20 protein-coding genes are annotated in these 20,329 nt (G+C 45.1%); 18 read left to right on the forward strand and 2 right to left on the reverse strand.

From position 1 onward, the window contains the following. Positions 1 to 132: 132 nt before the first annotated feature. Positions 133 to 405: a 30S ribosomal protein S20 gene (gene rpsT, locus J2T19_RS24255; RefSeq protein ID WP_024628504.1), complete on the reverse strand. Its 273-nt coding sequence runs from the start codon at positions 403 to 405 to the stop codon at positions 133 to 135. A gap of 175 nt (positions 406 to 580) precedes the next feature. Here rpsT and gpr point away from each other — a divergent pair, with 175 nt between their 5' ends. The 18 genes from gpr to J2T19_RS24345 all read left to right on the forward strand — a co-directional run bounded on the left by gpr (position 581) and on the right by J2T19_RS24345 (position 18,834). Beyond that, complete coding sequence (gene gpr / locus J2T19_RS24260; protein WP_307220425.1) at positions 581 to 1,582, forward strand: GPR endopeptidase; 1,002 nt, start codon at positions 581 to 583, stop codon at positions 1,580 to 1,582. A 213-nt stretch (positions 1,583 to 1,795) separates the two neighbouring features. Further along, entirely contained in the window at positions 1,796 to 3,103 is a 1,308-nt protein-coding gene (locus J2T19_RS24265; protein ID WP_307220427.1) for a stage II sporulation protein P, read from the forward strand. Positions 3,104 to 3,154: 51 nt separating this feature from the next. Further along, the gene (locus tag J2T19_RS24270) at positions 3,155 to 3,517 is read left to right on the forward strand and encodes a DUF3679 domain-containing protein (protein ID WP_056695962.1); all 363 of its coding nucleotides are present in this window, start codon (positions 3,155 to 3,157) and stop codon (positions 3,515 to 3,517) included. Between the two features lie 147 nt (positions 3,518 to 3,664). Further along, positions 3,665 to 5,479, forward strand: a complete 1,815-nt coding sequence (gene lepA, locus J2T19_RS24275; protein WP_145045729.1) for a translation elongation factor 4 — start codon at positions 3,665 to 3,667, stop codon at positions 5,477 to 5,479. A gap of 403 nt (positions 5,480 to 5,882) precedes the next feature. Further along, on the forward strand, positions 5,883 to 7,067 hold the full coding sequence (gene hemW / locus J2T19_RS24280) for a radical SAM family heme chaperone HemW (RefSeq protein ID WP_307220431.1): 1,185 nt from the start codon (positions 5,883 to 5,885) through the stop codon (positions 7,065 to 7,067). A gap of 118 nt (positions 7,068 to 7,185) precedes the next feature. Further along, the gene (locus J2T19_RS24285) at positions 7,186 to 7,656 is read left to right on the forward strand and encodes an N-acetyltransferase (RefSeq protein ID WP_056695968.1); all 471 of its coding nucleotides are present in this window, start codon (positions 7,186 to 7,188) and stop codon (positions 7,654 to 7,656) included. A 336-nt stretch (positions 7,657 to 7,992) separates the two neighbouring features. After that, positions 7,993 to 9,024 (forward strand): heat-inducible transcriptional repressor HrcA, encoded by a 1,032-nt coding sequence (gene hrcA / locus J2T19_RS24290; RefSeq protein WP_056695970.1) that lies wholly within the window; start codon positions 7,993 to 7,995, stop codon positions 9,022 to 9,024. 78 nt (positions 9,025 to 9,102) lie between these two features. Next, positions 9,103 to 9,672, forward strand: coding sequence for a nucleotide exchange factor GrpE (gene grpE, locus J2T19_RS24295; protein WP_307220437.1), 570 nt, complete (start codon positions 9,103 to 9,105; stop codon positions 9,670 to 9,672). 131 nt (positions 9,673 to 9,803) lie between these two features. Continuing rightward, the gene (dnaK, locus tag J2T19_RS24300) at positions 9,804 to 11,648 is read left to right on the forward strand and encodes a molecular chaperone DnaK (protein WP_307220439.1); all 1,845 of its coding nucleotides are present in this window, start codon (positions 9,804 to 9,806) and stop codon (positions 11,646 to 11,648) included. A gap of 129 nt (positions 11,649 to 11,777) precedes the next feature. Further along, the gene (dnaJ, locus tag J2T19_RS24305; RefSeq protein WP_056695975.1) at positions 11,778 to 12,902 is read left to right on the forward strand and encodes a molecular chaperone DnaJ; all 1,125 of its coding nucleotides are present in this window, start codon (positions 11,778 to 11,780) and stop codon (positions 12,900 to 12,902) included. 218 nt (positions 12,903 to 13,120) lie between these two features. Then, positions 13,121 to 13,489 carry a hypothetical protein gene (locus tag J2T19_RS24310; RefSeq protein ID WP_307220442.1) on the forward strand — a complete coding sequence of 123 codons (369 nt, stop codon included), beginning with the start codon at positions 13,121 to 13,123 and terminating at the stop codon, positions 13,487 to 13,489. A 48-nt stretch (positions 13,490 to 13,537) separates the two neighbouring features. Continuing rightward, positions 13,538 to 13,717 carry a YfhD family protein gene (locus tag J2T19_RS24315; protein ID WP_056695979.1) on the forward strand — a complete coding sequence of 60 codons (180 nt, stop codon included), beginning with the start codon at positions 13,538 to 13,540 and terminating at the stop codon, positions 13,715 to 13,717. Next, positions 13,710 to 14,105, forward strand: a complete 396-nt coding sequence (locus J2T19_RS24320; protein WP_307220447.1) for a hypothetical protein — start codon at positions 13,710 to 13,712, stop codon at positions 14,103 to 14,105. The genes J2T19_RS24315 and J2T19_RS24320 overlap by 8 nt, the downstream gene beginning before the upstream one ends. 236 nt (positions 14,106 to 14,341) lie before the next feature. Beyond that, a complete protein-coding gene (gene prmA, locus J2T19_RS24325; protein WP_307220451.1) occupies positions 14,342 to 15,307 on the forward strand; it encodes a 50S ribosomal protein L11 methyltransferase in 966 nt (321 codons plus the stop codon). A 3-nt stretch (positions 15,308 to 15,310) separates the two neighbouring features. Beyond that, positions 15,311 to 15,988 carry a site-2 protease family protein gene (locus tag J2T19_RS24330; protein ID WP_307220455.1) on the forward strand — a complete coding sequence of 226 codons (678 nt, stop codon included), beginning with the start codon at positions 15,311 to 15,313 and terminating at the stop codon, positions 15,986 to 15,988. Between the two features lie 167 nt (positions 15,989 to 16,155). Then, positions 16,156 to 16,920 carry an RsmE family RNA methyltransferase gene (locus tag J2T19_RS24335; RefSeq protein ID WP_307220464.1) on the forward strand — a complete coding sequence of 255 codons (765 nt, stop codon included), beginning with the start codon at positions 16,156 to 16,158 and terminating at the stop codon, positions 16,918 to 16,920. A 2-nt stretch (positions 16,921 to 16,922) separates the two neighbouring features. Next, entirely contained in the window at positions 16,923 to 18,269 is a 1,347-nt protein-coding gene (gene mtaB, locus J2T19_RS24340; RefSeq protein WP_307220458.1) for a tRNA (N(6)-L-threonylcarbamoyladenosine(37)-C(2))-methylthiotransferase MtaB, read from the forward strand. A gap of 130 nt (positions 18,270 to 18,399) precedes the next feature. Then, positions 18,400 to 18,834 (forward strand): NUDIX hydrolase, encoded by a 435-nt coding sequence (locus tag J2T19_RS24345; protein WP_056695997.1) that lies wholly within the window; start codon positions 18,400 to 18,402, stop codon positions 18,832 to 18,834. 107 nt (positions 18,835 to 18,941) lie between these two features. Here the strand turns inward: J2T19_RS24345 and J2T19_RS24350 are convergent, their stop codons facing one another. Continuing rightward, positions 18,942 to 19,943, reverse strand: a complete 1,002-nt coding sequence (locus J2T19_RS24350; RefSeq protein WP_307220467.1) for a Na/Pi cotransporter family protein — start codon at positions 19,941 to 19,943, stop codon at positions 18,942 to 18,944. Positions 19,944 to 20,329 lie beyond the last annotated feature (386 nt).

The raw sequence follows: 20,329 nt of genomic DNA on the forward strand, positions 1-20,329 counted from the left end.
TCCGTTGATCTTTGATCAACCGAGTGAGAGCCGCTTTTGTTTCTGATAGTACTCAACCGACCACATAGCTAAAAAATCCTGAAAGCACATGCTGTTCAGGATTTTTCCATTGGATCGTATAAGTAACGCTTCTTACGCTTGTGCGGAAAGAGCGTTCAGTTTTTTCGCCAAGCGAGACTTTTTGCGAGCTGCAGCATTTTTATGAACCAGACCTTTAGTTACAGCCTTGTCCAGCTTTTTGGAAGCAGCTTGAATTGCAGCTTTAGCAGTATCAACTTCGTTGCTTACCAGGGCAGCATCAGCAGCTTTAACAGCTGTACGAAGTGCAGATTTCTGGGAAGCATTGAGTGCGCGGCGCTTGTCGCTCGTTTTTACGCGTTTAACAGCGGATTTGATGTTTGGCATTACATTCACCTCCTGTAAGGCATTTGCATGAATACAAACGTTTCACAACTTAAAATATTCTAGCATGATGGCATGTAAATTGCAACAGAAATTCCTATCATATTCGGGCATGTTGCATAAAGTATCCCTTTTTCCCACACAATATGCTCAAATGCGGTAAGGGAGGCAAGAACGGATGACACTTGATTTACAGAACTATACAGTACGCACTGACTTGGCAATTGATTCAAAGGAAATGGTTCAAGGTGACCAGAAGCAAACGATCCCAGGTCTGCGGGAAGATGTAGAGACCAAAGAAGGAATCACGATTACAAGGATTGATGTTCAGAACGATGCTGCGGCACAAGCTATTGGTCGTGTGAAGGGACATTACGTTACGTTAGAAGTTCCCGCCCTTCGCAATGGAGATACGGAACTACAGGAGCGTGTCGCTGCGGAGTTCACTCGAGAAATGGAAGATTTTATGACCAAAGCAGGCATTAACAAAGACTCCAAGATCTTAATTGTGGGACTGGGAAATTTAAATGTTACGCCTGATGCACTTGGCCCGTTAGTTGTGGAGAATCTCATGGTTACCCGTCAATATTTTGAATTAGTACCTGATCAGGTAGCGCCAGGCTATCGAGAAGTGAGTGCTATTGCTCCAGGGGTACTCGGAACTACGGGGATTGAATCAAGTGATATCGTGCAAGGTATCGTGGATCGAACCAAGCCAGATGCGATTATTGCGATTGATTCTCTTGCTTCTCGTTCATTAGAACGTGTCAACACGACGATACAAGTTGCAGACATAGGGATTCATCCAGGTTCTGGCATTGGGAATAAGCGACGTGGCTTAACGAAAGATATTCTGGGTGTGCCTTGTATTGCAATTGGTGTCCCTACGGTATGTTATGCATCAACGATTGTGAATAACGCGATTGAAATGATGCGGAGTCATTTCCGCCAGGAGACGGATCAAACAAAACAAATCATGGGTATGCTTGACGATATCAGTGAAAATGAGCGCCTCAGTTTGGTCAAAGAAATATTGGAACCACTGGGTCATGATCTGATCGTAACCCCTAAAGAGATTGATGAGTTTATAGAAGATATCGCTAATGTCATTGCAACAGGGCTGAATGCGGCATTACATGATGCTGTTAATCCTGATAATGTAGCCGCATATACACATTAATTGAAGTTGATGAAGTTGATTTTACAGCGTTAACCACTTCTAGCTACTTCCTATCTTATCCCTGAATATGCACTTTCCAAGCCCTATTAGAAGAGAGTCCGAATCTATCGGACTTTCTTTTTTTTGGAGATTGTCCTCTTCTAGTTCTATCAATTCTAACTAGCTCATAGAGTTGGAGTATAAGAGTTGTCCAGCAGGGAAGGAGACAGAGGCATGAACAAAATATTGGCATGGAATATTGGCAAGTGGAGAAAAAGATTTCTGCATGTACTGGCCATGGGTCGTACATTGCTGTTGCTTATGATGATATCGATCCTATTTTTTATTGTACTCGGTCTAGGAGGAATGGCAGAGAAGCAATTGAATAACTCGCCCGTTTCTTCAATGAAAGGATTCGCCAGTACCGTGTCTAGTCGTTTTTTTGTAGACATGCTTGGTATGGAAGTACCGCACTTAACTCAAAAGGAACAAACCTCTGCGTTTTCAGGTGAGAATTTAACCACGTTTGTTTTTCAACTTCTTACCAATGTTAATCCTCAGGATCCCAAAAGCTTAATTGCTAGAGAAATGCCAGGAATGGGGTCCAATCAGCCGGTGTTGCTTCGGCCAGGGTCGGGAAATGAAAAGGCTGAAGCGCCAGAGGATTATCAACCCGGTCCCGGATTAACGGACACCGCTTCAACGAATGGTGGGAAAAGTGAGGGAGAACTACATACTCCACCAGGGCAAGATGATACGACCTCACCAGATACGGACGAGACTGAAGATCCTGGAGATTCCAAAGATCCAGAAGCTCAGGAAGATCCGCCTAAGAAGAATCCAGACGATGATTCCGAACCTACATTAGACAAAAAGGCAGTCCTTATCTATCACTCGCATCCACGGGAAGGATACAATCCATTACTAGGTACCAAGAGTGATAACCCTTCTTCCGGTAAGTCCACAGGCAATGTTTTTCAAGTGGGGAGCTATTTAACAGATAGTTTGGAAAAACTAGGTATAGGGGTTGAACATGCCAAGGAGGATTATCCTACTAAAGTGAAGGGTTACAACTGGAATTATTCCTATAAATATTCACGTCAGACGGTAAAAGCTGCACTTGCCCAAAATGATGATCTTACCTATCTCATTGATATCCACAGGGATTCACAGCGCCATAATAAAACAACAACAACGATTGAAGGTCTTGGATATGCAAAAGTCTACTTTATCATTGGGCATGAAAATCCAAACTGGGAGAAAAATGAGGCCTTTGCGGCTAAGATTCACAAGAAGCTTGAGGCCAAGTATCCTGGAGTTTCTCGTGGGGTCTGGGGGAAAACTGGAGGAGGAGCTAACAATGGTGAATACAACCAGACGCTGTCTCCAAACAGTATCCTTATTGAAATCGGAGGCATCGATAATACGGCAGCTGAATTAAAGCGAACCTCTAAGATATTAGCTGACATGATTGCCGAAGTGTATTGGCAAGATCAGAACGTGGATAAGGCAAGCGCGGAAACGAAAACACAAGGTGGTTAGCGTTGAGTCAACGGAGAACATTCTAAATCATGTATCGAGGGGGCGAAGAGCGTGTCCAGATTCGGGAAAAAGCTGCTATCGGTTGCTGTTCTGATGTTACTTGGAATTCTGTTTGGTATGCAGCTGGCAGGCAGTAACTTTCAGCTTGGGAATGATCAGCAGGAAAGTCCTGCGCTTGTAAAGTCAGAGCCAGCATCCGTCGCAGTCGAATCTGAGCCAGAACAACCTGTGGAACAGGTCGAAAAAAAGGAACCACCAGTTGTACCTGTCCAATCGCCGAGTCAGGTGTTAGGAGCAGAGCAGAGCCAAGCACCGGTTGATGTTCTTGCTGATAAAACGGCGGGACTTCTACAGAACCTTTCTCATAGCGGAATTAAATGGGTGGTCTCCCTGTTTAGTGGCGTTGCTGAATAAAAAGCAATACATTCAAGGCAAAATATACCCCTGGCAGTTCTTCGTAGTGATAAATTATGATAAAGTTGAAACATCATGGGATTGATGCACCCTGCATCAACTGTTATAATGAAGTGATTGACACTAGGCTGTTTCTGGGGGTAAGGAATGACTGACATTCGGGCAAGACAACGTAAAATTCGTAACTTTTCAATTATTGCACATATAGATCACGGCAAATCAACACTTGCGGACCGGATCTTGGAGTACACAGGTGCGCTTACATCGCGTGAGATGCAGGAGCAAGTGCTGGATCAGATGGATCTTGAACGCGAACGTGGAATTACGATTAAACTGCAAGCTGTAGCTCTGACTTACAAAGCAGACGATGGTGAAGAGTATCTATTGAATTTGATTGACACGCCAGGACACGTAGACTTCACGTATGAAGTATCACGGAGTTTGGCTGCATGTGAAGGCGCACTGTTGGTAGTGGATGCAGCTCAGGGAATTGAAGCGCAAACACTAGCTAACGTATATCTTGCGCTTGATAATGATCTCGAAATTCTACCAGTCATCAACAAAATTGACCTGCCAAGCGCTGATCCTGATCGCGTGAAACAGGAAGTAGAAGATGTGATTGGGCTTGATACAAGCAATGCAGTGCTGGCTTCCGCTAAGGCTGGAATTGGTATCAAGGAGATTCTTGAGCAAGTGGTACAAAGCGTACCTGCTCCTGCGGGTGACCCGGATCAACCACTGAAAGCGCTGATTTTTGACTCGCACTATGATCCGTACAAAGGTGTAATCGTATACGTACGTGTTGTCGATGGTAAGATCAAATCCGGTTCGAAGATCAAAATGATGGCAACAGACAAGTCATTTGAGGTTATCGAAGTGGGTGCCTTCAAACCACGCATGACCATTGTGGACGAGCTGAACGTGGGTGACGTTGGATTTATCGTAGCAGGTATTCGGCACGTAGGAGATACGCGGGTCGGGGATACAGTAACCGATGCCAAAAAGCCAACGGCAGAGCCTTTGCCGGGTTATCGCAAAATTAATCCAATGGTATACTGCGGTCTGTATCCGATTGAAACATCGGATTACGTGGATCTGCGTGAGGCATTGGAGAAATTGCAGTTAAATGATGCTTCACTGAGCTTTGAGCCAGAGACATCCAGTGCACTTGGATTCGGATTCCGTTGCGGATTCCTCGGATTGCTACACATGGACGTTATCCAAGAGCGGATTGAGCGTGAGTTCAACATTCCGTTGATCACTACTGCACCAAGCGTAATCTATCATGTCACTCTGACCAATGGTGAGATGATTCAGATCGACAACCCTTCTAACTACCCTGAGGTAGGACGGATTGATTATGTTGAAGAACCGTATGTTAAAGCAGCCATTATCGTACCGAATGATTATGTAGGTACCATTATGGAATTGTGCCAAAACAAACGTGGCGAATACGTTAATATGGAGTACTTGGACACTACGCGGGTTACAATTACGTATGAAATCCCATTGTCCGAGATTGTATATGACTTCTTCGATCAATTAAAATCAAGTACCAAAGGTTACGCATCCTTCGACTATGAGTTGTCTGGTTATCGTCAGTCTAATCTGGCGAAAATGGATATATTGCTTAATGGCGAACAGGTCGATGCTCTGTCCTTCATCGTTCACCGTGACCGTGCATATAACCGCGGCCGCATTATCTGTGAGAAGCTGCGTGAGCTGATTCCACGGCAAATGTTCGAGGTGCCAATTCAGGCATCCGTTGGAACGAAGGTCGTAGCGCGTGAAACGGTAAAAGCAATGCGTAAAAACGTACTTGCTAAGTGTTATGGTGGTGACATCTCGCGGAAACGGAAACTGCTTGAGAAGCAGAAGGAAGGTAAGAAGCGGATGAAGCAGGTTGGTAACGTTGAGGTACCACAAGAAGCGTTCATGGCCGTGTTGAAAATTGATGATTAATAATCTATTTTGAGGTACAACACAGAATGTGTGTACTCAAATTAGATTCCAATAATTCAATTTCGGGTACAACACAGAATGTGTGTATCGAAATTGAATTGTAAGACGTTTGCTTGCAAACGTCACGTGAACCCTTTTGGAACCTCAATGATTTGTGTATGAAAGGGTAAACGAAGTTTTGAGGTACAACACAGAATGTGTGTACTCAAATTAGATTCCAATAATTCGATTTCGGGTACATCACAGAATGTGCGTATCGAAATTGAATTGTAAGACGTTTGCTTGCAAACGATAATATGATATAGATTGAACTGATACTTACACGTATATTTCAATTTATATAATGAAGCTAAGAGGGGAAGCCGGATGGCTTTCCTTTTTTCAAATAGAGGGGGACTTACCCATGACATTGACATCACAAAGCCGGAAAACAGGTTCACCCCAAGCGGTGTATCTTCACATTCCCTTTTGCACGAATAAATGCTTTTACTGTGATTTTAACTCCTACGTTCTGAAGGATCAGCCTGTTATGCAGTATTTAGAGGCATTGGAACGGGAGATGGAGCATACCGTTAAGGCGAATCCGCCGGGCGAGATTAAAACGATATTTGTAGGTGGGGGCACGCCGACAGCGTTGAAGCCTGACGAAATGGCTTACTTCCTTCGTTCCGTCAAAACATATTTCCCCAATTGGGCAGACGATATTGAGTTTTCAATGGAAGCGAACCCGGGTACTACAGATGCGGAGAAGCTTGCTGCGATGAAAGAAGGCGGCGTTAACCGTGTCAGTTTTGGTGTGCAGGCTTTCCAAAATGACCTACTCACTGGCATCGGTCGTATTCATAACACAGATGATGTATATCGTAGCTTGGAGAATGCACGTAAAGCAGGATTGAGCAACTTGTCCATCGATCTCATGTTTGGTTTGCCAAACCAGACGGTAGAGATGTTAAATGAGAGCATCGACAGAGCGCTGGAGCTGGATCTGCCGCATTATTCAATCTACAGCTTGAAAGTGGAAGAGAACACTCTTTTCCATACACTGTATCAGAAGAATCAATTGCCGCTACCGCATGAAGATGATGAATTGCAGATGTATCTTCTATTAATGAGCCGAATGAAAGAAGCGGGTTATGAACAGTATGAGATCAGTAACTTTGCTAAACCTGGCTTCGAGAGTCGTCACAATATCACCTACTGGCGCAATGAGGATTATTATGGACTTGGAGCAGGTGCACATGGATACGTAGGGCGCGAACGGCATATGAATATTAAAGGAATAAATCCTTATGTTGAAGCTGCCAAAACGGGACTGCCGCGTTTAGATCATTTTGAGATCAGTCGTCCGGAAGCGATGGAGGATTATCTCATGGTTGGACTCAGAATGCTAGAGGGAGCCTCGGCCTCACGTTTCAATGAGCAATTTGGTGAATCCATCGAAGAGGTGTTCGCAAAACCATTGGGCAAAATGTTAAACGCAGGATTACTTGAGCGGACGCCAGACGGCTTCCGGCTGAGTGAGCAGGGTATCCTGTTCGGAAACGACGTTTTTGCCGAGTTTATTGGCTCGATATCGCTAAATTCGTAGCTTGAAATTCTATACGCTTTGTTGTATATTTATTCATATTGATTTTGACAGAGCGTGTAATTTAACAACTACGAAGTTGGCTTTCCTTCGGAAAGCTTGGTAATAGGAGGAGAGCAGAATGTCGGTTATATGCAGAAAAGCCGTGCCGGAAGATGTTGAACCGCTATATGAAATGATTAAGGGATACGCAGAGCGTGGGATCATGCTTCCGCGATCAAGGGAAGTACTGCATAGGCAACTGGAACACTTTGTCGTCGCTGAAGTGGATGGAGAGGTCGTGGGCTGTGGGTCGCTTTGCCGTTTGGGCAACGATCTAGTGGAGGTTAGATCCCTTGGTATCTCAGAAGGACACAAAGGACTGGGTATAGGTTCCCGGTTGCTGGATCGACTGGTGGAAGAAGCTCAGAATCAGAAAATTCCTAAAGTGATGGCACTCACATATGAAGTTTCTTTCTTTGAGAAAAATGGCTTTGCCATTGTAGATAAAGAGATTTTTCCTGAAAAAGTATGGACGGACTGCGTGCACTGCAGCAAACAAAATTGCTGCGACGAGATTGCAGTGCTGAAAGAACTAGAAATTTCCGCCTGATGCATAATGGGTCGCATGAACAGAGTCTTGAGTGAACAACTCTACTCACATGCGATCCTTTTTCATGCATATGTTGTATAATGAATGTTGAGTGTTATGACTGACGGAGAATGGTCTATACTATTAGAGATATCGCATGATTTCCGTCTTCTTCGGTCTAAACGTGTTCTAAAAAACATGTCAGCTTGAACATACGTAATAAATTGATGAGCATCGTTATGAAACTGACTTGACAATGTTCATGTCAGTTTGGTATTTTTGTATTACCGCTTAGCACTCATCTAACCTGAGTGCTAACGACATGGGACATTGCAGTCAGAAGGAGGGATACTCACCATGTTAACAGAGCGTCAACGTATGATTCTGAACGCTATAGTGGATGACTATATCCGTTCAGCTGAGCCCGTAGGGTCCCGAAGCATCTCCAAACGAGGAGATGTTGGATACAGTCCAGCGACGATCCGTAATGAGATGGCGGATCTTGAGGATATGGGATTTTTGGAACAGCCGCATACATCTGCTGGACGAATTCCTTCCCATAAGGGCTACCGTTATTATGTAGATCATCTGGTTCCGTGGAATCAAGTGGAGCCTCAAGAGTTGGACGATTTGAAGTCATTTTTTGCTGAGAAGTTAAACGTGATGGAACAGGTTATACAACATGCATCAGTCATATTGTCACATATGACAAATTATACTTCGATCTTGCTGGGGCCGGAAGTATTTCACACCTCGCTTCGCCATTTCCAACTGCTTCCGCTCAATGAACGGGAAGCTGTGGCGATTATTGTAACGAATACAGGCCAAGTCGAGAACAAAACGGTACAGATTCCACCGGAAATCTCGGTTGCCGAGATGGAGAATGTGGTACGTCTGTTAAATACCAAATTGGTCGGTGTACCTATTTATAAACTCAAATCACGTCTTTATACAGAGCTTGGGCAAGAGATGGAACGACATATTAATCGCTATGAAGAAGTCATGCAGGTGCTGAATAGCGCTTTTGATAATGAGCACGATAATCGTCTGTTCCTTAGCGGTGCTACAAATATGTTAACTCAACCTGAGTTTAAAGATGTTGAAAAGGTTAAAGATATTCTTGACCTGTTAGATGAGACACCAACACTGATGAAGTTAATGATGCCCGTGCCGGGTGGATCTGGGATTCAGGTACGAATTGGTACCGAGAATGATCATGAAGCCTTTGCCAATTGCAGCCTGATTACAGCATCCTACTCATTGGATGGAGAGGCCTTAGGTTCCATTGGTATACTGGGACCGACGCGAATGGATTACGCACGTGTCATTCATATATTAAATACACTCTCTCGTGACTTGACTTCGATGTTAACGCATCGTTTCAAATAAGCATTGTGTGGGTCATCCCGCATGATGCTTATCTGAACGGGAAATGAACCATTTCATTCTTATAAGGAGGTGAACATCTTGAAAGAGGAGCAATCATTCGCAGCAGAAGAACAGGAAACAACAGCGGCTGAAAGCCAGGAGCCTGTTAACGAAGCAGGTGCTGCAGAAGCACAGGCTGAGGAGATGGTAGATCAAGAGCAAGGTGAGATCGCACGTTTGACGGCAGAAGCTGAGGAGCATCAGCAACGTTTGATCCGTGCGCAAGCTGATTTTGACAACTTCCGTCGCCGCACTCAAAAGGAAAAAGAAGAACTAGCGAAATACGCTTCGATGAAGCTGATCACCGAACTCGTACCGGTTATCGACAATTTCGAACGTGCTATGGCGACTGTACCTGAAGGTACGGAGAGTGAATCTTTTTCCAAAGGCATTCAAATGATCTTCCGCCAGTTGGAGTCCGTGTTGAACAATGAAGGTCTGACTGCAATGGAGACGGTAGGACAACCGTTCAATCCAGAATTCCACCAAGCGATCATGCAAGTGGAAAGCGACGAGTATGAAGAAGGTACCGTTGTTGAGGAAGTCCAAAAAGGCTATATGCTAAAAGATAAAGTGCTTCGTCCAGCTATGGTTAAGGTAAGCTCATAATTCCTCTTTGTGAGGGTATGATGCCCGCGAAGCTTCATATAGAGGTTTGCACACATAGAGCAAGAAAATAAATTATAATGCAGCGAAGGATCGAAGGATTCTTCTCAATTGTCGAAGGAGGAAATTTTCCGATGAGCAAAGTAATCGGTATTGACTTAGGAACAACTAACTCATGCGTAGCGGTTATGGAAGGCGGCGAGGCTGTCGTAATTCCAAACCCAGAAGGCGCACGTACAACGCCATCCGTGGTAGGTTTCAAAAAAGATGGTGAGCGCGTTGTAGGTGAGACTGCAAAACGCCAAGCTATTACGAATCCAGATCGTACGATCATTTCGATCAAACGTCATATGGGTACTTCCCACAAAGAAACAATCGATAGCAAAGACTATTCTCCACAAGAGATCTCTGCAATCATCCTGCAAAAACTAAAAGCTGATGCTGAAGCTTACCTGGGTCAAACGGTAACTCAAGCGGTTATCACAGTTCCAGCTTACTTCAATGACAGTCAGCGTCAAGCAACGAAAGATGCTGGTAAAATTGCTGGTTTGGAAGTTCTGCGTATCGTCAACGAACCAACAGCAGCAGCTCTAGCATATGGTATGGAGAAATCCGAAGATCAAACGATCCTCGTGTATGACCTTGGTGGCGGTACGTTCGACGTATCTATCCTTGAACTCGGAGATGGCTTCTTTGAAGTAAAAGCAACTAGTGGTGACAACCAACTAGGTGGAGATGACTTCGACCAAGTTATCATTGATTACCTCGTAAGTGAATTCAAGAAAGATCAAGGTATTGATCTGAGCAAAGATAAAGCAGCGGTGCAACGTTTGAAAGATGCAGCGGAAAAAGCGAAAAAAGAACTTTCCGGCGTATTGACTACAACGATCTCTCTGCCGTTCATTACAGTGGCTGACGGCGTTCCTCAGCACTTGGAGCTTAACCTGAGCCGTGCGAAATTTGAAGAAATCTCTGCAAGTCTTGTTGAGCGTACACTTGAGCCGACTCGTCGTGCATTGAGTGATGCAGGCATGACTGCTAACGATATTGACAAGATCGTATTGGTTGGTGGTTCAACACGTATTCCAGCAGTACAAGAAGCAATCAAAAAACTGACAGGTAAAGAGCCTCACAAAGGCGTTAACCCGGATGAAGTTGTAGCTTTGGGTGCTGCTGTACAAGCGGGCGTACTGACAGGTGATGTGAAAGACGTTGTATTGCTCGACGTAACTCCACTGTCCCTGGGTATCGAAACTGCAGGTGGCGTATTCACTAAAATGATCGAGCGCAACACAACGATCCCTACAAGTAAATCTCAAGTGTTCTCCACTTATGCAGACAATCAACCTAGCGTTGAGATCCACGTCCTGCAAGGTGAGCGTGAGATGGCAGCAGGTAACAAATCTCTTGGACGCTTCATGTTGGGAGATATCCCACCAGCTCCACGTGGTGTTCCACAAATCGAAGTTAGCTTCGATATTGATGCCAACGGTATTGTTAACGTATCTGCAACAGATAAAGGTACCAACAAAACACAAAAAATCACAATCACTTCTTCCAGCGGTTTGAGCGATGCTGAAGTTGAGCAAATGATGAAAGATGCTGAGCTGCACGCTGAAGAAGATAAAAAACGTAAAGAACTCGTTGAAGCCAAAAACAGTGCAGACCAACTGATCTACTCTGTGGACAAAACGATTAAAGATCTTGGTGAAAAAGCTGACGCTGGTGAAGTTGAAAAAGCTAACGCTGCAAAAGAAAAATTGCAAGGTGTAGTAGATACTGACAACTTGGAAGACATCAAAGCAGCTACAGAAGAACTGACAGAGATCGTTCAACAACTGTCCGTAAAACTGTATGAGCAAGCACAAGCACAAGAACAAGCGGCTCAAGGTGCTGAAGATCAACAAGGTTCTGCTAAACGTGATAACGTTGTTGACGCAGATTACGAAGTCGTAGACGAAGATAAAAAACAAAACTAATTCGCGCATGTAGGCGAATGAAACATTGGTGACGTTCGGATTAAAGGGAAAGTCATAGCCGGGGCTCCCGTGCTTTGACTTTCCTTTTGTCACGATGTGCGATATGGTGAATGTTATGGGGGTGGAAGAGTGGCTGAAAAACGTGATTATTATGAGGTTCTCGGCGTTGGCAAAAATGCAAGCGACGAGGAGATCAAAAAGGCATACCGTAAGCTTGCACGTCAGTATCACCCTGACGTAAACAAAGCGGATGATGCAGAAGCTAAGTTCAAAGAAGTGAAAGAAGCTTATGATGTTGTCAGTGACAGCCAAAAACGTGCGCAGTATGACCAATATGGGCATATTGATCCGAATCAAGGTGGATTCGGTGGTGGTGGCGATTTTGGTGGCGGTGGATTTGGCGATATCTTCGATATGTTCTTTGGCGGTGGTGGTGGCGGAAGACGTGATCCTAATGCACCGCAACGTGGGAACGATCTGCAATATACCATGACCATTGAGTTCAAAGAGGCTGTCTTTGGTAAAGAAACGGATATTACAATTCCGCGTACGGAAGGCTGTGACACTTGTCACGGTTCAGGTGCTAAACCAGGAACGAAACCAGAAACATGTACGGTCTGCAAAGGTAGTGGACAACAGGAAGTTGTTCAGAACACTCCATTTGGCCGTATGGTGAATCGCCGTGCATGCTCGAACTGTAGTGGTACAGGACAAATTATTAAAGAAAAATGTACAACGTGCAGTGGTAGCGGTAAAGTGCGCAAGCAACGCAAAATCCATGTTCGCATTCCAGCGGGCGTAGATGATGGTGCACAACTGCGTATGACAGGTGAAGGTGAAGGCGGTCTGCGTGGTGGCCCAGCGGGAGACTTGTATATTGTTATTCGTGTGAAATCACATGATTTCTTCGAACGCGAAGGAGACGATATTTACTGCGAGATTCCACTGACGTTTGCTCAGGCAGCATTGGGAGACGAGATTGAGATTCCAACGTTGACTGAAAAAGTGAAATTGAAAATTCCAGCAGGTACGCAAACCGGAACTTATTTCCGTCTTAAAGGCAAAGGGGTTCCACGCCTGCGCGGTATGGGTCAAGGGGATCAACATGTGAAGGTGGTTGTTGTTACACCTAGCAAGCTGAATGACGAGCAGAAAGATCTGTTACGCCAAATTGCTGCACTAGATGGAGAACAAACTCATGAACATGAGCAATCCTTCTTTGATCGAGTAAAACGCGCATTCCGTGGTGACTAATAGATGGTTGTTATCCACAACTCGGTGTAAGGCCTTAGCCGGAAAGCTTCAAAGATGTGGTTTACCACAGTTATTGTAAATATAAAAGGACATCATTGCTGTTATTCGGCATGGTGTCCTTTTTTGTGCATAAATGGAGAAGCATTGCGGCAGACTAGCATAGCGAGAACGATAAGGGATAGCCCATATACGAAAACTAGGGAAGCAGGTGTGACCAGATGAGTGAGAAAAACATTTTGGCGTACTTCCATAGCCCAGAGCAAGCAGAAGGCGCTGCCAAAAAATTGGAGGCGTTACGTGTGGAGGACCTGTCGATCAATCGTTTCAGCCGTTATGCAGGTGTAGGGCCAAGTGGAGCCTCGTACACGCCAGGAGTTTCTGGTAGTTACTCTTCTTGGGTGCCTGGAGCGATGGGCATGAATGTAACCGCTGGAATTATGGCTGCTGCGGATCCTTCCGCTAGTGGGATGAGTGATGGCGGACAAGAAGGCCCAACAGGTAGGGATGTCTTGCTCACTGTAGTCGTAGATGAATCAGTACATCACCGCGCCTTGTCAATAATCGAACAGGCTGGTGGCATGATCTAGTTAGACCCCATCCATAATAGAGCACTGATATTAAAGGAGGAACATAACATGGCAGAACATGAACGCCCGGGCAAAATTTTGACGAAGACTGAGAAAATGAAACGATTGCAATCTGCAAAAAATGAAGATGTGGAATTTAGTAGTGAGGCAGCCGATCATGAAGACGTAGAGGCATTGCGCCGTAGTGAGGCAGCTGATCGTCGTCAAGGAAGAGAGCTGCATGACTGAAGACGTTCGCTCAACAGTAAGGATTGAGGCAGTCTTTACGAGTTGGTCTGACGCTGAATCTGCACGGAGAGCTCTCGAACTATTACACCCCAATCAATTGCGTGTTGAAAGTCTTCCTCTGCAATCAAATGAACCGAATGCCAAACAGGATGAGGAGGGAGAATTCTCTCCCACGGCGGTAATTGGTGGGTTTAGCGGGGAACTTAACGTTCTTTCGCTAATTAGTGATGATCCGGAAATGCTATCTAATGGTCAGGTATATGATATGCCTGAGACCATATCGACAGGACAACCCAAACAAGGTATTTTATTGACCGTGTCGGTGACTAACGATTCGTTTCCACAGGCAGCCGAGATGATTACACAAAACGGTGGGCGCTTTTATTAACTAACGTAATAGAAGAATAAGCCAGCAGAACAGGATGCTCTAGCCAATGCTACGGGATCCTGTTTTTTTGTTTTCATTAAGAAGTTGTGTAGACCCGTTAGTTATGGATGATGAGATATTAGCGGCGACTCTACCTGCTATTCGAACGCTACCTGTAATTACTGCATTTTGTATTCTGACTCGCTTGTGTAGTACAATGATGGGGATGTTTGAAAAATGAGGAGGAAAAATAACGTATGTTATGGCATGAACTAACAATACATACTACCGAAGAAGCGGTAGAGATGATTTCGAATTTTTTGCATGAAGCAGGTGCTGGAGGGGTTTCAATTGAAGAGTCCGGTACTTTAAATAAAAAGCGTGATGCACCCTATGGTGAGTGGTATGAATTTCCTTTGAATGATATCCCTGAAGGTTTTGCTGAGATCAAAGGGTATTTCTCCGAAGACACAGACATGGAAGCATTACAGGCAGAAGTGCGCCCAAGAATTGAGCAACTTGCTGAATTCGATATTAATGTGGGTGACGTACGTTATGAGACAAGAACGGTTGATGAGAACGACTGGGCAGATGCGTGGAAAAAGTATTTTAAACCTGTGCGTGTGTCAGAACGTTTGACAATCAAACCGACATGGGAGGAGTATACTCCAGAGAGCCCAGACGAAAAAATTATCGAGCTTGATCCAGGCATGGCCTTTGGTACGGGGACTCACCCAACAACTTCACTTTGTTTGCGTACACTGGAAACGGTGATCCAAGGTGGAGAAGAAGTCATTGATGTCGGAACAGGTTCAGGCATTCTTGCCATTGGCGCGGTACAACTTGGGGCGAAGCATGTTCTAGCTTTAGATTTGGATCCAGTGGCTGTATCCAGCGCGAAGGAAAATGCACATCTGAACGGGCTTGATGATCGTATCACCGTGAAGGAAAGTGACCTGCTGTCTGTTCTGGGAAGTGAAGACCCAACGCTAGGCGTAAAACTCCCAGTCAAAGTCATTGTAGCTAATATTCTTGCTGAGATCATCATGCTGTTTGTGGACGATGTCTATAATGCTCTTGAACCAGGTGGCGTTTATATTGCTTCAGGTATCTGGAAAAATAAAGAGCAGTTAGTTCATGATGGACTCATTGCCGCTGGGTTTGAAATTAGTGCCGTTCACCGTGATGAGGACTGGCTGGCGTACGTAGCTAGGAAGAGGTAACGGATGGATTTTCTGAATTCGCTCTTTCGTTACCCATTAGATCAGTTACCGTTCTTCTTACTAACAATTCTGATTGCTTTTACGGTGCACGAGTTTGCACATGCGTATTTTGCCAATAAGTTTGGAGATCCAACAGCGAAACTGTTAGGGAGAGTAACGCTTAATCCGGTTGTGCATTTTGATCTATTGGGCGTAATCATGCTATTGATCGCTGGTTTTGGTTGGGCTAGGCCTGTACCTGTGAATCGAGCTAACTTCGATCATCCGCGGAGAATGAGTTTAATTGTCTCCTTGGCAGGTCCGTTAAGTAATTTGTTGCTTGCGATCATGGGTACCATCGTATTTGCTACGCTTGTAGGTACTGGAGTTATGCATAATATTGCAAATGAACGATTGTATACAGCAATTGCAACCTTCTTCTTCATGTTCAATCTCACGAACTTTTTCCTGTTTTTATTCAACCTGATTCCATTACCTCCTCTGGACGGTTATCGGGTTCTGGAAGAGTTATTACCGCCGTCCATTAGTCGCAAGCTACAGGGCGTGGAGCAATGGTCTATTCTTATTTTCTTGCTTATTCTTATCGTACCTCCGTTACGCGATGTAACGATTAATCCGTTATACATGTTGGCATACAGTATGTATGACGATTTTGGAAATCTAATAAGAGGTCTATTTTAGAGGCCTTTTTGAACAAGTACTTCTATTAAACGAATGATAACGTTTTGGACTGAAATACTGGTCAGAAGGACGTAAAAGTTGTATGATCATCTGTGGCGTATGGATTCACGCCTGCTTGTGAGCAGGGTGAATTTCATTCATAACAGGATAGAATGGTGGACAGACCTATGCAGCGTTATTTTGTATCTGAAGAACAATTCCAAGAGCGTTCGGTTGTGATCACAGGGGATGATGCGCGCCATATCAGTAAGGTGATGCGTGGCAAACCTGGAGACAAACTGATTGTCAGTGACGGACGTACTAGAGAAGCTCTGGTGGAGATTGAAGGCATAGAAGCTGGTGAAGTGACAACGAATATTGTGGAGCCTCTGGAGATGGATCATGAGGCTCGTATTCGTGTAACGGTAGCTCAAAGTTTGCCTAAAGGTGACAAGATGGAAACGGTCATTCAGCGATGCACTGAGATCGGAGCGGTAGCGTTTGTTCCTTTTCTCTCGGAACGGACGATTGTGCAATATGATGCCAAGAAGGAAAGCAAACGACTAGAGCGATGGGGGAAGATTGCTAAAGAAGCTGCTGAGCAGAGCCATCGCAACCGTATTCCGTCCATTGAGCAGCCGCTTTCTTGGAAAGGGCTGTTGTCTTCTTTTGAGGGATATGATCTGGTATGCTATTGTTATGAGAAAGAAAACGGCAAGCAACTGCGCGATGCGCTAAAACCGTTCGTAGAAAAGCTTGCACCTGATGAGACGGCTAATGTGTTGATCGTGGTAGGCCCAGAAGGCGGGTTCTCAGAGAAGGAGACACTGGAAGCTGATCAGGCTGGCGCCGTATCGGTTGGACTGGGCAAACGGATTTTGCGTGCAGAGACGGCTGGAATGGCCGCGCTGACTTGTGTTCTATACGAATCTGGAGAAATGGGGGGAATGTAATTATGCCATCCGTGGCGTTTTACACCTTAGGCTGCAAAGTTAACTTTTATGATACAGAAGCAATCTGGCAACTGTTCAAGAACGAAGGATATGATCAAGTGGACTTTGATGAACAGACAGCCGATGTATACTTAATTAATACTTGTACAGTGACGAATACAGGAGACAAGAAAAGCCGTCAAATTATTCGTCGTGCCATTCGTCGGAATCCGGATGCCATTGTGGCAGTAACTGGCTGTTACGCTCAGACCTCTCCTGCCGAGATTCTAGATATTCCAGGAGTAGATCTGGTTATCGGAACACAAGATCGGGATAAAATTTTGCCGTATGTTAGAGAAATTCAGGAATCCCGTCAACCGGTAAACGCTGTACGTAACATTATGAAGACACGTGTGTTTGAAGAAATGGATGTGCCTGATTTTGCTGATCGTACGCGTGCCTTCCTGAAAATTCAGGATGGATGTAATAACTTCTGCACATTCTGTATCATTCCGTGGTCGCGTGGTCTTTCTCGTAGCCGGGAATCCAACAGTATTGTTCAACAGGCGCATCAATTGGTGCATGCGGGCTACAAAGAAATTGTGCTTACAGGTATCCATACTGGTGGATATGGTGACGACATGGAAAACTACGACTTAACCGATCTGCTCTGGGATCTGGATAAAGTCGAAGGTCTGGAACGTATTCGTATTAGTTCCATTGAAGCTAGCCAGATCGATGATCGTATGCTGGATGTGATTAAACGCTCGGATAAACTAGTTCGTCACTTCCATATTCCGCTACAAGCAGGGGACGATGCAGTGTTGAAACGGATGCGCCGTAAATATACAACTGAAGAGTTCTATAATAAAATGCTCCGCATTCGTGAAGCTATGCCGGATGTAGCCATTACGACAGATGTTATTGTAGGCTTCCCGGGTGAAACGGATGAGATGTTCCGTAACGGCTATGAACTGATGAAGAAGATCGGTTTCTCCGAAATGCACGTATTCCCTTATTCCAAACGTACCGGAACGCCGGCAGCACGTATGGAAGATCAGGTGGATGAAGAAGTGAAAAATGCTCGTGTACATGAATTGATCGATCTGTCTGAACAGATGCAGTTGGCTTATGCACAGCAGTTCGTGGGACAAGTATTGGATGTTATTCCTGAGGGAGAAGCCAAAGGCCGCGAAGGCAGTGGTAAACTTCAAGGATACAGCGATAATTACATTCAATTGGTATTCGATGGTTCCCAGGATATGATCGGTAAAGTATGCCGCGTGAAGCTTACTGAAGCTGGCGTCAATGAGAGCCAGGCTACGTTAGTTCGTGTATTGGAAGATCAACTGAAGTCTGCGGCGATGTAATCGAGATGACAAAAACAAGGATTTCATTTCCTTGGGGAACGTACCCGGGCGATGAAATCCTTCTTTTGCAATAAATGGCTAAGAAGTTGTGTAACAGATCGTAAGTATTCCGTGAGTGGGGGAGAACAAAATGAACAAAAAAGAAATTTCAGCAGGTGGCGTTGTTTATCGCAAAGACGATGACGGAAAACTACAGATCCAATTGATTGTGGATCGTTACGGGAAAACGACATTGGCTAAGGGCAAAATGGAACCAGGCGAAACGATTGAGCAGACAGCGCTGCGCGAGATATTAGAAGAGACAGGCATGGTTGGACGAATTGTTGAACCTGTCGATGTTATCGCCTATACGTACCAACATGCAGAGTTCGGTCCGGTAGACAAGGAAGTTCACTATTATTTAGTGGAGGCAGAGAGCGGCGATATGCAGCCTCAGATTGAAGAAATTAAAGGCGTAGATTGGTATACACCTGAGGAAGCATGGTCAAGACAGGAAAGTAACGGCTATGACAACAATGACAGTATTCTACGTGACGCACTGAGCAAACTGGGCATTAACGTTTAAAAAGACGAAGGAGCAGTCCTGAGGAATCGGATGAAGCTAGTAATGGATTCGCTGGACTTTTTAAATAACCATTACTTGTGACGCATCTTTAATTATGGTTGTGAGCACTATGCCACGGGTGATTTCGCCGAAGGGGCGGTAACCGGTGGTTTTTTGTGCCAGATTGGTAAATAACATAAGGGTAGAGCTAATAGGGAGCAGATGACGTTAAATAAAGTCTGCGCATGGGCGATCTGTGCTCCGTGATCCGCGGACAGCCAAGCCGAAGCTGCATGAAGCTGATCAATGAGTGGCATGAAAAGTAGTGCACCTGCCACGTTTAATATGACATGCGCGGCTGCGACGAATTTGCCTGCGGATGCTCCACCAGCGGCAGCAAGAACGGCTGTGATGCATGTGCCCACATTGGAGCCGATCACAATGGCAATACCAATCTCTACGGGCAACACACCTGTTGCGGCAAGTGTTATAGCCATGCTGATGACAGCTGCACTGCTGTGAATTAGTGCTGTCAGACAGGCTCCTGCAAGGAATCCCCACCATAGGCTATCCGCGGAGCGATCCAAAAACCATTGGAATACACCCATGCTTCGAAGTGGAACTGCAATGGATTGCATGACCTGAATGCCTGTCATGACGAGTGCGAATCCTGCTGCTGCCAAAAAACTGCATTGTATTTGGAAAAGCGTTCGCTTGGTTTCTTCGGGAGCCGCCCGATTGCGTTCTGCAAGGACAACAAAAGTAGCCCAGCCAAGCAGGGAAAGAACGAGCAAAGGGAGTGCAGCACGTCCAATCTGCAATCCAACAAGCTCCGTGGTTAAACAGGTGCCTATATTTGTACCTAAAATAATCCCAAGCGTGCGCCCATAGGTGATGATTCTTGCATTGGCAAGACCGATGGTGAGCACGGTGACGGCAGTGCTGCTCTGGAGAAGTGCGGTTGCACCTGCACTGAAAGCCATCCCTTTCCAGGGGGCAGAAGTGGCGCGATTGAGCCACCCGGCGAGCATTGGCCCAGCCATGCGCTGTAGCGACATTTCCATGACCTTCATGCCAGCAAAGAAGATAACAAGCCCATATAATAAAGGAAACACAACTTCTCTGAACATCCGTAACCTCATTCCTTCCTGCATTGCTCTTATCTTCATCCTATGAGTCGGTAAGGACAACCATGACAAGCATGAGGAATTACAGCGAGTTGAGAAAACAATCAGTTAACACAACATTGGTAGCATTAAAGGTTTTACCTCCGTATCACACATTTCCAAAGATGCATTGCGTGCAACGGAGCGAAGCAAACGAAATTTTCATTAAAGAAGCGAAGCGAGCGCCTTTTCTTTATCAGCTCCCTTTTAAAAAAAAGGGAGCTGATAAAGAAAACAGCCATCATTCAAGGGTCTACCCTACGTACCGCCATATTCAAAAGATACGGAGATTCGTGCAAACGGAGCGGAGGGGACGGAATCGGATCTGAAGAAGCGAAGCGCGCGCCTTA

It is taken from the genome of Paenibacillus tundrae (assembly GCF_030812775.1).
In the GTDB taxonomy this organism is placed as follows: Bacteria; Bacillota; Bacilli; order Paenibacillales; family Paenibacillaceae; genus Paenibacillus; species Paenibacillus tundrae_A.

Bases quoted from the DNA above. Each gene is read 5' to 3' on its own strand.
- J2T19_RS24330 (WP_307220455.1), top strand. From the start codon at position 15,311: ATGGATTTTCTGAATTCGCTCTTTCGTTACCCATTAGATCAGTTACCG.
- hrcA (WP_056695970.1), top strand. From the start codon at position 7,993: ATGTTAACAGAGCGTCAACGTATGATTCTGAACGCTATAGTGGATGAC.
- J2T19_RS24350 (WP_307220467.1), bottom strand. From the start codon at position 19,943: ATGTTCAGAGAAGTTGTGTTTCCTTTATTATATGGGCTTGTTATCTTC.
- dnaK (WP_307220439.1), top strand. From the start codon at position 9,804: ATGAGCAAAGTAATCGGTATTGACTTAGGAACAACTAACTCATGCGTA.
- hemW (WP_307220431.1), top strand. From the start codon at position 5,883: ATGACATTGACATCACAAAGCCGGAAAACAGGTTCACCCCAAGCGGTG.
- J2T19_RS24345 (WP_056695997.1), top strand. From the start codon at position 18,400: ATGAACAAAAAAGAAATTTCAGCAGGTGGCGTTGTTTATCGCAAAGAC.
- J2T19_RS24320 (WP_307220447.1), top strand. From the start codon at position 13,710: ATGACTGAAGACGTTCGCTCAACAGTAAGGATTGAGGCAGTCTTTACG.
- J2T19_RS24315 (WP_056695979.1), top strand. From the start codon at position 13,538: ATGGCAGAACATGAACGCCCGGGCAAAATTTTGACGAAGACTGAGAAA.
- gpr (WP_307220425.1), top strand. From the start codon at position 581: ATGACACTTGATTTACAGAACTATACAGTACGCACTGACTTGGCAATT.
- lepA (WP_145045729.1), top strand. From the start codon at position 3,665: ATGACTGACATTCGGGCAAGACAACGTAAAATTCGTAACTTTTCAATT.
- rpsT (WP_024628504.1), bottom strand. From the start codon at position 405: ATGCCAAACATCAAATCCGCTGTTAAACGCGTAAAAACGAGCGACAAG.
- J2T19_RS24335 (WP_307220464.1), top strand. From the start codon at position 16,156: ATGCAGCGTTATTTTGTATCTGAAGAACAATTCCAAGAGCGTTCGGTT.
- mtaB (WP_307220458.1), top strand. From the start codon at position 16,923: ATGCCATCCGTGGCGTTTTACACCTTAGGCTGCAAAGTTAACTTTTAT.
- J2T19_RS24265 (WP_307220427.1), top strand. From the start codon at position 1,796: ATGAACAAAATATTGGCATGGAATATTGGCAAGTGGAGAAAAAGATTT.
- J2T19_RS24285 (WP_056695968.1), top strand. From the start codon at position 7,186: ATGTCGGTTATATGCAGAAAAGCCGTGCCGGAAGATGTTGAACCGCTA.
- prmA (WP_307220451.1), top strand. From the start codon at position 14,342: ATGTTATGGCATGAACTAACAATACATACTACCGAAGAAGCGGTAGAG.
- J2T19_RS24310 (WP_307220442.1), top strand. From the start codon at position 13,121: ATGAGTGAGAAAAACATTTTGGCGTACTTCCATAGCCCAGAGCAAGCA.